General features: G+C 71.3%; 10 protein-coding genes and 1 pseudogene. All 11 read right to left on the bottom strand.

The features are described from left to right. Position 1: 1 nt before the first annotated feature. The 11 genes and pseudogenes from WG209_RS01760 to WG209_RS01810 all read right to left on the bottom strand — a co-directional run bounded on the left by WG209_RS01760 (position 2) and on the right by WG209_RS01810 (position 13,008). Complete coding sequence (locus WG209_RS01760; protein WP_337173270.1) at positions 2-1,003, bottom strand: LLM class flavin-dependent oxidoreductase; 1,002 nt, start codon at positions 1,001-1,003, stop codon at positions 2-4. 89 nt (positions 1,004-1,092) lie between these two features. Next, positions 1,093-1,647, bottom strand: a complete 555-nt coding sequence (locus tag WG209_RS01765; protein WP_337173271.1) for a YqgE/AlgH family protein — start codon at positions 1,645-1,647, stop codon at positions 1,093-1,095. Between the two features lie 48 nt (positions 1,648-1,695). Then, entirely contained in the window at positions 1,696-2,766 is a 1,071-nt protein-coding gene (locus WG209_RS01770) for a peptidase (RefSeq protein ID WP_337173272.1), read from the bottom strand. A 166-nt stretch (positions 2,767-2,932) separates the two neighbouring features. Beyond that, positions 2,933-5,701, bottom strand: coding sequence for a pitrilysin family protein (locus WG209_RS01775; RefSeq protein WP_337173273.1), 2,769 nt, complete (start codon positions 5,699-5,701; stop codon positions 2,933-2,935). 110 nt (positions 5,702-5,811) lie between these two features. Continuing rightward, positions 5,812-6,543 carry a hypothetical protein gene (locus WG209_RS01780; protein ID WP_337173274.1) on the bottom strand — a complete coding sequence of 244 codons (732 nt, stop codon included), beginning with the start codon at positions 6,541-6,543 and terminating at the stop codon, positions 5,812-5,814. A gap of 159 nt (positions 6,544-6,702) precedes the next feature. Continuing rightward, complete coding sequence (locus tag WG209_RS01785) at positions 6,703-7,020, bottom strand: helix-turn-helix transcriptional regulator (protein WP_337173275.1); 318 nt, start codon at positions 7,018-7,020, stop codon at positions 6,703-6,705. 2 nt (positions 7,021-7,022) lie between these two features. Then, positions 7,023-7,301, bottom strand: a pseudogene (locus WG209_RS01790) (type II toxin-antitoxin system RelE/ParE family toxin); the annotation flags it as partial. 159 nt (positions 7,302-7,460) lie between these two features. Continuing rightward, positions 7,461-7,739: a DUF3072 domain-containing protein gene (locus tag WG209_RS01795; RefSeq protein WP_337173276.1), complete on the bottom strand. Its 279-nt coding sequence runs from the start codon at positions 7,737-7,739 to the stop codon at positions 7,461-7,463. A gap of 92 nt (positions 7,740-7,831) precedes the next feature. Next, on the bottom strand, positions 7,832-8,731 hold the full coding sequence (locus WG209_RS01800) for a hypothetical protein (protein WP_337173277.1): 900 nt from the start codon (positions 8,729-8,731) through the stop codon (positions 7,832-7,834). A 126-nt stretch (positions 8,732-8,857) separates the two neighbouring features. Continuing rightward, positions 8,858-10,171, bottom strand: a complete 1,314-nt coding sequence (locus tag WG209_RS01805) for a Gfo/Idh/MocA family oxidoreductase (RefSeq protein ID WP_337173278.1) — start codon at positions 10,169-10,171, stop codon at positions 8,858-8,860. A 665-nt stretch (positions 10,172-10,836) separates the two neighbouring features. Beyond that, the gene (locus tag WG209_RS01810) at positions 10,837-13,008 is read right to left on the bottom strand and encodes a fused MFS/spermidine synthase (RefSeq protein ID WP_337173279.1); all 2,172 of its coding nucleotides are present in this window, start codon (positions 13,006-13,008) and stop codon (positions 10,837-10,839) included. Between the last annotated feature and the right edge of the window lie 25 nt (positions 13,009-13,033).

Here is a 13,033-nt window from a genome sequence, read left to right on the forward strand (position 1 = left end):
CTCACGCCGTTCGCATGGCTTCCATCAGCAGCTCGTACGACCGAAGCCGCGCGGCGTGGTCGTGAATCTGGCCGGAGATGATGATCTCGTCGGGCTGCACGGCCTTCACGAGGGACTGGAGCGGCGCGCGGACGGAGTCCGGCGTGCCGACGACGGAGACGCGGGTCATGCGCTCCACGGCGGCCCGCTCGGCGGGGGACCACAGGGTCTCGATGTCGTCGACGGGGGGGGGCAGGGGGCCGGGGCGGTTGCGGACGAGGTTCAGGATCGCCTGCTGGTGGGAGGAGAAGAGGCGCGCGGCCTCGGCCTCGGTGTCGGCGAGGAAGGCGTTCGCGCCGATCATGACGTAGGGCTCGGCCAGGGAGGCCGACGGGGTGAAGCTCGCGCGGTAGATCGCCAGGGCGTCGAACAAGAGGTCGGGGGCGAAGTGGGAGGCGAAGCCGTAGGGGAGGCCCATGTCGGCCGCCAGGCGCGCGCCGAAGTCGCTGGAGCCGAGGATCCAGAGCGGCACGTCCAGGCCCTCGCCCGGGATGGCGCGGACGGCCTGGCCGGGCGTCGCGGGGCGGAAGTAGCCCTGCAACTCGCGGACCTCGCGCGGGAAGGCGTCGACCTCCTGGAAGTACCGCCGGAGCGCCCGCGCCGTGGCGGTGTCGCCCCCCGGGGCGCGGCCGAGGGCCAGGTCGATCCGGCCGGGGTGGAGCGAGGCGAGCGTCCCGAACTGCTCGGCGATCACCAGGGGGGCGTGGTTGGGCAGCATGATCCCGCCGGCGCCCACGCGGATCGTCGAAGTCCCCGCCGCGACGTGCCCGATCACCACCGCGGTCGCCGCGCTGGCGACGCCGGGGATGTTGTGGTGCTCGGCCACCCAGTACCGCTCGTACCCCAGCCGTTCGGCGAGCCGCGCCAGGTCGACCGCGTTCCGGAAGGCGTCCGCCGCCGTCCCCCCCCGGACGATCGGGCAGAGGTCCAGCACCGACAGCTTCAGCTCGCTCGCGTTCGTCATGTTGACCCTCCGCCCGGCCGACTCGCCGGGCGGGGAATTGTAGGGGAGGAGGAGAGGAAGTCGAATCGCCCCCGGTCGACCGGCCGCGGTCAGTTCGCGCGGGGATCCTCGGGGAGATGGCGGGGGGCGATGATGGAGTGGATCTCGCGACGGCCGGCGAGGGTCGCGGCCTCTTTCCAGAGCGAGTGGTCGCGGCCGCCGAAGACGTGCTCCGGGCGGGCCGGGGCGATCAGCCAGCTCCCCTCGGCCAGCTCGGCCTCGAGCTGGCCGGCGCCCCAGCCGGAATGCCCGACGTAGAACAGGGCCCGCCCCTCGTCCGAGGCGGCGAGCGATTCCATCGAGGCCAGCTCGGTGGCGACGTAGAGGTCTTCGCCCACGACGATGTCGGCCAGCGGGCGGTGGTCGTGCAGGACCATCAGCGAGCCCGGCACCGGGCCGCCGTGCCGCAGCTTCCCGCCGCGGGCGCAGGGCTCCTGGCTGACCCGCCGCCAGACGTCCGGGACCTCGGAATCCAGCTCGCGGTTCAGGATCAGGCCCAGGGCCCCCGCCTCCCCGTGCGCGGCGATCAGGATGACCGTCCGCGCGAAGTTCGGGTCGGAGAGGCTGGGGGCGGCGATGAGCAGGCGTCCTTGCAGCGATTTCATGGCGGAGTCATCGCGACCGTGGCCGCGCCGAGGGGCCGAGAGGCGGCGTCAGGCCAGCCGCCTCAGGAACGACAAGCGCCCGGTCGCCACCCATTCGGCGACCAGGATGTTCCCGTCGCGGTCGAAGCAGGCGTCGTGGGGGTGGATGAACTTCCCGTCCGGCCACCTGTCCGGCTGGGACCGGATCTTGAAGCCGTCGAGGACCTGTTCCGTCCACTTGGGGTCGTAACCCAGGTGAGAGATGACCTTGTCGTCCCTGTCCATCAGGGTGACGCGGGCGTGGAGGTCGGGGATCAGCAGGGTCTCGCCGCGGGTGTCGAAGTGCGCCGGGAAGGAGACGTCGTGGTTGTCATGGCCGACGTGCTCGCCGTCGAGCGTGAACCGCTGGAGCCGGGCGTTGGCGCGGTCGGCGACCACCAGCGTCGGCTCGCGACCCGGCCGGTCGTCCAGCCAGAGGCCGTGGGGCGTCCGGAACTTGCCCTCGCCCTCGCCCGTGCCGCCGAAGGTCTTCACCCACCTCGCGTCCTTGTCGTACTTGTGGATGTAGTCCGAGCCGTAGCCGTCGGCCACGAAGAAGCCGCCGTCGGGCGCGAACGCGACGTTCGTGGGCGCGAACCTCGCCTTCGGGTCGTCGTAGACGTGGGGCTCCGTCGGCGCCTCCTTGATCCAGACGACCTCCCCCTTCAGGTCGGTCTTGGCGACCAGGTCGACGGGCATCATGCAGGCGAGGTACAGGTACTCGACCCCGTCCTCGCGGCGGACGTCGATCCCGTGGCCGCCGCCGTGGAACTGCTTGCCGAACGACCGGACGAACTTCCCCTCGGGGTCGTAGACGACGATCGTGTCCTGCGCCTCGTCGGGCGAATTCGGCTTCGCGCCGCCGGCGCGATGGGCGACGTAGATGAAGCCCTCGGAGTCGACCGCGACGCCGTGGGTCTCGAACCAGCGGACGTCGCCGGGGGCCCGAAAGAAGTCGTGATGGCACTCGTAGCGATGTTCGCCCTCGCCGACGACCGGCCGCCTCGACCCCGACTTGTCGCCGGCGTGGACGAACGGCCCGGCCGCCGACGCGGCCAGCGCCCCGACGGCCCCGCGCTTGAGAAACTCGCGCCGATCCATGTGACCGCGCCCCCGGATAGGTGGAGAGATGCCGGACCCGTATCGATCCCGGCACCTTACCACAGCGGCCGGGCCGAGTGAACGGCGTGGCGGGATTCGAACGCGAAGGGCGGCGGGGCCGAGGGATCTCGGCGCCCGCCGCCCGGGGCTCATGGCGTCCGGTCGGTCACTCCGGCTTGGCTTCCTTGAAGTCGCCGGCGGTGACGACGGAGAACTTGGCGAAGTCGAGGTACTTCCGCAGCGCGGCGTCGACGGCCGCGGCGTCGAGGTCCTTCACCTTCGACTCCAGCTCGGCGTCGAACAGGAGCGTCCGGCCGAGGAAGAGGTTGGAGGCGAGCGAGGAGGCGAGCGAGCCGTCCTCGGTCCGGCCGATCTCCTGCTTGCGGAGCCAGCCGTCCTTGGCGGTCTTCATCTCCTCGGCCGTCACGCCGTCCTTGAGGATGCGCTCGATCTCCTCCTTCACGCCGGCCTCGACCTTGGCGACGTTCTCCGGGTTGTAGATCGCCATGACCATCAGCGACGCGCGGGGGTCGAGCGACGAGGCGTTGAACATCGACGCCGCCGAGTACGACAGCCCCCCCTTGCCGCGGAGCCGGTCGGCGATCCGCGACGAGATCGAGCCGCCCCCCAGGATGAAGTTGCCGATCGAGAGCGCGGGGTAGTCCGGCGCGTCGTCCTTCATCGGGAAGACGGTCCCGGCCAGGTACATCGCGTTGGCCTTGTCCGGGGTCGCGATGACCTCGTCGGCCCGCTTCAGGCCCTCCTGATAGGGCCGCTCGATCCGGGCGAAGGGCTTGCCGGACTTCCAGCCCTTGAGCATCTCCTGGAAGATCGGCATGACCTCGGAGGGCTCGAAGTCGCCGACCACCGCCAGCTCGCCGACGCTCGCGCCGAGGTACTCCTCGTACAGCTTCTTCACCTGGTCGACCGTCGCGGCCTTGGTCCGCTCGATGTTCTCCTCGGGCGTGGGGACGTAGCGGACGTCCTCGGGCGGGTAGCTCGACAGCAGCCGCTGGAGGCGGTTGGACGCCAGGGTCGTCGGCTCGGTCTTCGCGGATTCGAGCGCCGCGAGGCGGCCGGTCTTCTGGACCTCGAACTCCTCGGCCGGCAGCAGCGGCTCGCGCAGGACCTGGCGGAGGATCTCCAGCGCCGCGGGGAGGTTGGCCCGCTTGGTCTCCAGCGAGGCGGTGATCGAGCCGACGCCGCCGCTCACGGAGAGCTGGGCGAAGTTCTTGTCCAGCTCGTCGCGGACCTCCTGCTTGGAGAGCTTCTTGGTGCCGCCGCGGCTCATCAGCCCGCCGAGGAAGTCGGCGGCGGTGGTCAGGCCCTTGAGGCTCTCGGCGTCGCCGTAGCGGAGCGTGAGCGTCAGGTTGACGGTCTCGCCGCGGGTCTTCTTCGGCAGCAGGGCGACCTTCACCCCCTCGATCGGGTCGGGCCGCTCGACGCGGGCCTCGATCGCCTCGGGCCGGACGTCGAAGGTCTCGCCGGCCGACTTGGCCTCGCGCCCCTCGTAGCCCTCGACGAGCTTGGCGACGTCCGGGTTCGACGGGATCGGCGTCCGCTCGGGCTTCTCCGACGGCACGAAGTAGCCGATCGTCCGGTTGCTGGGCTCGAAGAACGCCGCGGCCACCCGCTTCACGTCCTCCGGCTTCACCTCCTCCATCCGGTCGCGCGCCAGGAAGTAGAGCCGCCAGTCGCCCTGCGCGGCCCACTCGGACAGCTCCAGGGCGATCGAGTTGGGGTCGGACGACGACATCTCGAAATTCTTCAGGTAGCGGCGGACGGCGCGCTCGACCTCCTCGTCGGTCACCCCCTCCTTGGCCACCTTCTCCAGCTCGGCGTAGACGACGTCGCGGACGCTTTCCAGCTCGCCGCGCTCCTTGGTGTTGACCCGCGCGAAGATCATGAACAGGCCGGGGTCGTGCGACGGGGAGGCGAACGAGAAGACGTTGGCCGCCTTCCGCGTCTCCACCAGCGCCTTGTACAGCCGGCCCGAGGGCTGCGACGTCAGCACGTCGCTGAGCACGTCAAGCGCCGGGAAGTCGGGGTGCGGGCCCGACGGGATGTGATAGGCCAGGCCGAGGACGCCGACGTCCCCCACGCGGCGAAGCGTGACGACCCGCTCGCCGTCCTGCGGCGGCTCCTCGGTGTAGGTCTTCGGCAGCTCGCGGTCGGGCCTGGGGAGGGCGCCGAAGTACTTGACGATGTACTCCTTCGCCTTCTCCTCGTCGAACTTGCCGGCGACGACCACCATCGCGTTGTCGGGCTGGTAGTACTTCTTGTAGAACGCGCGGAGGTTCTCGACCGGCACGCGCTCGATGTCGGTGCGGTTGCCGATGGTCGACTTGCCGTAGTTGTGCCAGTCGTAGGCGGCCGAGGCGACCCGCTGCATCAGGATGCCCATCGGGTTGTTCTCGCCGCGCTCGAACTCGTTGCGGACGACGGAGAACTCGGTCGCCAGGTCCTCGGGCTTGATGGGGCTGTTGACCATGCGGTCGGCCTCCAGCCGGATGGCGAACTCCAGGTTGTCGTCCGTGGCCGTGAGGGTCTCGAAGTAGTTCGTCCGGTCGTCGCTGGTGGTGCCGTTGAACTCGGCCCCGCGCTCCTTGAAGGCGCCGGGGATGTCGGGGTGGTCGGGGGTCCCCTTGAAGACCATGTGCTCCAGCAGGTGGGCCATCCCGGTCTCGCCGTAGCCCTCGTGCCGCGACCCGACGAAGACGGTCAGCGCGACCGTCACCTTGGGCTTGGACGGGTCGGGGAACAGCAGGACCCGCATGCCGTTGGGCAGGCGATATTCCGTGATCCCCTCGACCGTGGCGACCTGCTCCAGCTTCGCGACCTTCTCCTGCGCGGCGGCGGTCCCGGCCGGGGCGAGCATCGCCCCCAGGGCCGCCGCGATCGTCCAGGCCGCCAGGCGCGTCGACTTGGTTCTCATGGGCGTTCGCTTTCCTTCTGCTTCCGGTTGGTGGGGATCCCGATGTCCTTCGGCCGGCGTCGATCGTCCGTGATCGACGGGTCTCGCCCCGCGGGCGATCGGGCCTCGCCTCAGTCGGGCGGGCGCGGCGTGACGGTCAGCTCGCCGTCCTCGACTTTCAGGGAATCGAGCCGCCGCAGGAAGCGCTTGAACTCGCGCTCGTCCTCGGTGTCGGCCTCGTGCTCCTCCCCCTCCAGGACGAAGTCGGAGTGGGTGAGGACGTCGCGGACGATCGGCGGCAGCTCCTTGCCCTCGGCGCGCATGGAGAGGATCTCCAGCTTGAGCCGGCCGTCGTCCAGCTCGAGCTTCACCTCGGCCTCGCCGTTGAGGTAGCGTCCCCGGAGGAGGGCGAGGTCCTGGATCTCGGAGAGGGGGATGGAGACCTGGGCCTTGATCCGGTCGCCGTCGAGCGACAGGTAGACGCGGTCCTTCAGCTTCGGCGACCCCTGGATCAGCGCGTTGAGGTCGTCGCCCGAGAGGACCAGGGGGTCGACGGCCTTGCCCGCCTCCACGGCGTCGCGGAACGCCTCGACCCGCTCCACGGCCCGCTGGCGCTGGCGATCGGAAGTCGTCAGCCTGGGGAGCGCGACGGGGGAGGCGGACGTGTACATGTCCCGATAGCGGACGATCGTCCGGTAGCTCACCCAGGCGGCCAGGGCCAGGCCGACCGTGACCACGACCGCGACGACCACGAGGGCGACGACGCCGTAGAACAAGCAGCCATGGCGCCGAGGCTCGGCGCCGACGGCGTCGAACGCCCCCGCGGGCCCGGTGCCGTGGAAGTCGGGGTCGTAGCTCGCCAAGGGTCCCTCGGGGCGAAAGTTCGCGGCCGGCCGCCTCCCGACGCGGCCCGTCCCCGGCCTCCGGCCGATCCCCGATCATCGCCGAACCCGCCCCGCAAGGGAAGGGGCGCGAGGCCGGCGCCGATCACCCCGCCCCGGGGGCGTCGGCCCCCCGCCCGATCATTCGTCGTCGTGGAACTGATCGATCACGACCGCGCCCCCTCCCGGGAATTCGGCCGTGATCCTCAGCTTGCCCCCCACCGCCTCGACGTATTTCCGGAGGGTCGAAACGTAGAGGTCCGTCCGCCGCTCGATCTTGGAGACGGCCGATTGCTGGACCCCCAACTTCCGGGCGATCTCCTCCTGGGACTGGTCGCGGGCCTCGCGAAGCTGCTGGAGCGAGCGATGCTCGGCCCGCAGTTCGGCGGCCATCTCCTCGATACGGGCCCGGCTCTCCGCGGACTCGGCGGCCAGAACGTCCTCAAGTCGAACCGGCATGATCAGCCCTCCCCCCGACGCTCAAGATGACGGCGGTACCGGGCGTCGGCGATGGGCACGAACTTTTTGTACCACCGCCTGTCCCCGGTCTTGTCCCCCCCGACGAGCAAGACGGCTTGCCGTTTGGGATCGAAAGCGAAGAGAACTCGCCAGGGCTCGCCCCGGGCCTGGACCCGCAATTCCTTCATGTTCGCGAACGCCGACCCCGCGACCGTATCGACCGATGGACGTCCGAGATTCGGGCCCGCCTCGCCCAGGATGATGAGCTTCGCGAGGATTGCCTGACGGACCTCTGGTCCAGGCCCCGAAACTCCTCGCGAAACTCGTCATCGAACAGGACGTCCCACATCCTCGCCCCTTATCGAGCCGGCTTCGAGGATCATGGTCCTTTAAGCGACTGAATCAAGCGAGGTGGATGGGACGAACCGGGGCCGCGATCGTCACTTCGCCGCCTTCCGCCTGGTTTTCGCTGCGGGCGTGTCGCGCGTCGGGACGTCGTCCATGCCGGTCTTCTCGCGCAGCTCGTCGATCTTCATGGACGCCTCGGCCTTGGTGAGGTCGTCCTCCACGTCCTCCCCCGCCCGACGGGCGAGGGTGTTCAGGTACGATTCCTGGGCCCCGGTCATCGGCTCGTCGCCGGTGGTCCACTCGGCCGGGTCCTTGATCGCGCCGTCGTCCGCGGGCTTCGGGTCGTCGTTCTTATTCTTGTTCGCGCTCATGGCGAGGTCTCGTCACGGTGCCGGTTGGATAGCCGCCTCGAACGGGCGGGCAGTGAACAAGCATATCGCAACTGGCGTGCCGAGACGGGGGGTCAAGCCGGGTGTTCGGGGTGGTCGTCAAACCGGGTGGGGGCGACGAACGCGGCGACGCCGGCGGAGACGAAGAGGGAGACCAGGGCCCGGGCGACGAGCCGGGATTCGCGGGTCTCGGAGATCAGCTGGGTGGTGGCGGCCAGGGGGAACGCGATCGCGCCGACCATCTCGAAGGCGACCGCCCCCAGCAGGCCGCCGAGCGCGCCGCCGAGCAGTCCGGCGACGACGCGACGCCTGCCCCCCATCCCCAGGCCGAACGAGGCCCCCCCGGCGGCCCCGGCGGCGGCCCAGACGGCCCCCAGCGCGGCCATGGCCCAGAGGATCTCCGAGTCGGCCCCGTCGAGGCGGGTCAACAACCGGCTGTAGGCCGGCAGCACCACGAGCGACGCCGCCGCGCCGGCGAGCAGGCCGAGGACGGCCCCCGCCAGGCTCGCGACCGCGCCGGCGCGGGCCGAGAACCGGATCATGCCGCCGGCGAATCCCAGGAAGCCCCCCAGCAGCGCGCCCAGCAGGCCGAACGCCAGCGCCGCGTTGCGGACGGCGGCGGCCCGGATGGTGACGGGGGTGGGGGCGTCCGGGCCGGGCATGCGTCCCGACGCCGCGGCCGATCGCAGCTCGGGCGCGAACCAGTCCAGCAGGTACTCGCCCGCGATCCAGGCGACGAATCCCGCGGTCCCCCCCCCGGCCAGGGCCCAGGTCCAGACCTGCGCGGCGCGGGGGCGGCCGATGTCGGGATCCTGGAGCGGCCCGAGCTTCACGCGCAGGTCCACGGCGGTCGGCGGGACCGGCTCGGCCCTCGCGGCGGCCTCGGCCGCCGGCGCCACGACCTCGGCGGGGGGGGTGGCCTCGGGGTCGATCCGGGTCGCGGGCGGGATGTCGCCTTCGGGCGTCTCGGCCATGGCGTCGTTCCTGATGCGTCGAGGGGGGCGAGTCGTCACGCCCGGATTACAACGCGCGGGAACGGCCGGGTAAAGCGGCCGTCGGCCCCCGCCGCCCGGGATGGGCGCGGGGGCCGACGGGGCGGCTCACAGGATCTTCGTGAACCCCGGGACGGGGATGGGGGTGATCGGCAGCGGGTCGGAGCCGAAGGCGTACTCCGCCGGGCTGAGATCCTCCTCGGATTCCAGGATCGTCGCCGGGGTGATGATGCCGCCGGTGTACGCCGCGGCGCGGCCCATCAGGCCCAGCAGCGTCGAGTGCGCCGCCTGCTCGCCGTTGTTGATGATCTCCCCCTTGCGGAGCGCGGCGTACATCTCGTCGTGCTCGACCTGGTACATGTCGTACGTCTTGCGGTCGCCGACGTCCCGGCGGTAGCTCCACTTGTTCTTGCCGGAGATGGAGTTGCCGAAGACGTCGCACGTCCCCTCGCTGCCCAGGATGTAGTCCTTCACCTGGTTGGCGGTGTTGACCCAGTGGCGGCACTGGTGGTACCCGCGGGCCCCCCCCTCGTACTCGTAGACGAGCGAGAAGTGGTCGTAGATGTTGCCGTACTTCGCGTCGGTGCGGGTCTGGCGGCCGCCGACGCCGAAGCAGCGCTCGGGGAGCTTGTCGCCCATGGCCCAGCCCATGGTGTCCAGGCCGTGGATGGCCTGCTCGACGATGTGGTCGCCGGAGAGCCAGAGGTAGTAGTACCAGTTGCGCTGCTGGTATTCCATGTCGGACCCGCACTCCTCGCGGGTCTTGCGCGGCTCCCACACGCCGGACGAGTTGTAGGTGGTCTCGATCGAGCGGATCTCGCCGATCTTGCCGTCGAAGACCTGCTGCATCGTGGCGCGGCGGGGGGGGTGGTAGCGCCAGCAGAAGCCGTTGACGACGGCCAGGTTCTTCGCCTTGGCGTCCTGGACGGCCTTCAGGAACTTGCGCAGGCCGGGGCCGTCGACGGCCATCGGCTTCTCGACGAAGGCGTGGACCCCCTTCTCGACGGCGTACGCGGTGTGCATCGGCCGGAAGTGGGGCGTGCTGGCCAGGATGACCACGTCGACCTGGTCAATCACCTGCTTGTAGGCGTCGAACCCGGTGTACTTGCGGTCCTGGTCGATCTCCACCTGCCCGCCGACGGCCGAGCCCCTCAGGGCCGACAGCGACTCCTCCAGCCGGTCGCCGAACAGGTCGGCGATGGCGACGAGGCGGTTCCCCTTGTCGGCCGTGAGCGCCTGCTCGGCCGCGCCGGTGCCGCGCCCGCCGGAGCCGACGAGCCCGACCTTGATGATGTCGCTCCCGCCCGCGTGGACCATCGGCGCCCACGACGCCGCGATCGCCGCCGCCCCCGCCACCGCCGCTGTCTCCTTCAAGAACCCTCGTCGGCTGGCCCCGTCGCTCGCGCTCGGTCGCTCGGTCACGGCGTCGTCTCCTGATCGGTGTGTGTGTGGGGGAGGGCCCGCGGCGACCGGATCGTCGTCGGCCCGCGTCTCGGTGCATCCTAACCGAGCCCGCGCGTCCTCGCCAATCCTGATGGCCCCCCGCCACGCCTTTCGCCCCCGGCCCCCGGAGAAACTTCCGAGATTCCTGAAATCACGGCGGCCCCGCCGCGGACCATGCAGGTGTTCGATGTCGGCGCTCCTTGGCAACCCGGAAGCAGTCGAGCACGAGGGGCGGAGCCATCTGCACGCGCCCCCAAATGTGAAGGAGAGCCATCGGCCCGAATCCGTCCCCTCTCCCGCCGGGAGAGGGCGGCCGCGCCAGCGGCGGGTGAGGGTCGTCGGAGCGCGGGTAAAGCGCCGGCCACGCGGATCTCCCGCGAGCCTTGTTGTGGTGCGGGCCGCGCCAATAATTGAGCCGTCGCGATCCCCGAAAACCGATGACCCCCGCCCGGCCCTTCGGGCCACCCTCTCCCGGCGGGAGAGGGGACGCGCGTTGCACGCTCGTCGAGCGAAAAAGCACTTCGAACACGACGAACGAAGCCAACGCGATTCCGCCCCAAACGGTGCACACAATAAACCTTACGCCAACCACGGCTTCAACCGCGGCGCGCGAACGAAGCCAACTCCGCGAGGATCGCCCCGCCTCATCGCGACGACGCCGGGATCGACGTCCGTCGCCCCAGGATGAGGTAGGAGACCAGGTCGGAATAGTCGTCGGTCCAGGGGGACGCGCCGGGGCGGGGGGCGGGAGAACTCCACGAGGGCGGCAGGCCCGGGAGGTCGCCCAGGACGGCCCAGATGGAGGGGCGGCGGCCGGCGCGGAGGGCCTCGTCGGGGACGGACAGGTCCCATCGGACGCGGCAAGGGAGTCCGGCGTCGGCGGCCTGGCGGGCCATCAGCGGCGGGAGGTCCAGGAACTTGCTGGAGAGGTTGAACGCCAGCACGCCCCCCGGCGCCAGCTTCTGGCGGTACAGCGCGATCGCCTCGCGCGACAGGAGGTGGACGGGCACCGCGTCGGAGCTGAAGGCGTCCAGGACGATGAGGTCGAGCGCGCCGTCGGGGGCCTCGGCCAGCCGGAGCCGGGCGTCCCCCTCGATCACCGCCACCTCGGCCCCGCGGCGGCGGGCATCGGCGAGGTAGGTGAAGTAACGCTCGTCCTCCGCCACCCGGACCACGGCGGCGTCGATCTCGTGGAACGTCCAATGCTGGCCGGGCAGGGCGTAACATGCCATCGTCCCCGTCCCCAGGCCGATCACCGCCGCCCGAGCGCCGCGCCCCAGGTCCATCGCCGCGAACAGGTCGCCCACCGGCCCCGACCGCGCGAAGTAGGTGGAAGGCTCCTCGCGCGTCGCGGGGTCCATGCCTTGCTGGCCGTGCAGCGTCCGCCCGTGCATCAGCCGACGGACCCCCTCGTCGCGGTCGACCAGGACCCGGAGCGGCCCGAAGAAGTTCCGGCTCCGATGGACGACCTCGCCCCCCGGATCGGGCGCGAGCCCGCCGACGATCAGGATCGCCCCGACCACCAGCGCGAACCGCCACGGCCGCGACCGCGCCCGCCACACCGCCAGCACCCCCAGCCCGGCGATCAGCGTCAGGAGGATCGCCCCGAGGCCGGAGTCGCGCAAGCCGGGCGCCCAGACCAGCGCGAGGGCCGCCCCCAGCACCGCCGCCGGGATCGCCAGGTCTCCCCGCGACCGCCTCGCGCCGGCGGCCGTCGCCAGGCAGGCGACGAACAGGATCAGCGGATACTCGACCATCCGGTCGAACAGCCACGGGGCGACGATCGCCACGAACAGGCTACCGAGCGCCCCGCCGACGCCGATGGCCAGGTAGTACGTCGTCAGCCGCGACGGGTCGGGGCGACGTTGGGCCAGCCGGTGATGCGCGGCCAACGCCGCGACGAAGAACGCCGCCAGGTGGAGCGGGATCCAGGCCAGGTGGGCGAACCCCGCCGCCAGCACCAGCGCCAGCGCCGTCGCCAGCCAGGGGAAAGTCGGCGCCAGCCGGGCCGTCCAGCGTTCGCCCACGCCGGCGAAGGCCAGGATGTAAGTGACGAGGTAAAGCCCCAGCGGGACCGTCCACAGCAGGGGCATCGGCGCCAGCTCCGACGTGACGTGCGCCGTCAACGCCAGCAGCCAGACCACCGGCCCGCAGGCGAGCGCGGCCCAGGCGAGGAGGTCGCGGGCCGGGACGGCGACGGCGGCGGGCTCGGGCCGGTCGTCGCCCTTAAAGGAGGCGAGGGCGCAGGAAACCGTCGCCAGCGTCGTCAGCATGACCGCCGCCGACCAGGCTTGCCCCTGCCAGGCGACGGTCGTCAGCGGCTCGATGAGCAGCGGGTACGCCGCCAGCGCCGCGAGGTTCCCGGCGCAGCTCACCGCGTAGAGGATGAACGGGTCGCGGCCGTCCCGGGAATACCAGCGCTGGAGCAGGGGGGATGTCGCCGAGAGGACCACGAAGCCGGGGCCGACCGTCGTCGCCAGCGCGGCGAACGTCCACAGGCCCGGCCCCCACGCGCCGGACGTCGGCGGGGCCGAGGCGGGCGCCAGCCAGGGCCGCGTCCCGAGGACGGTCGTCGCCAGCAGGGCGTGGACCTGGATCTGGCTGGGGATCTTCAGGTGGCGGGCCGAGAGGTGCGCGTACCCGTAGCCGACCAGGAGCGCCACCTGGAAGAACAGCAGGCAGGCCCCCCAGACCCCGGCGGTCCCGCCGAGGGCCGGCAGCAGCAGCTTCCCGGCCATCGGCTGAACCGCGAACAGCAGCCCCGACGCCGCCAGCGCCGTCAGTCCGAACAACCCGCCCCGGAACTTCCCGACCATCTCCCCTCGCCGTCCGCCGCCGGGG

The organism is Paludisphaera sp., assembly GCF_037189885.1.
GTDB lineage: Bacteria > Planctomycetota > Planctomycetia > Isosphaerales > Isosphaeraceae > Paludisphaera.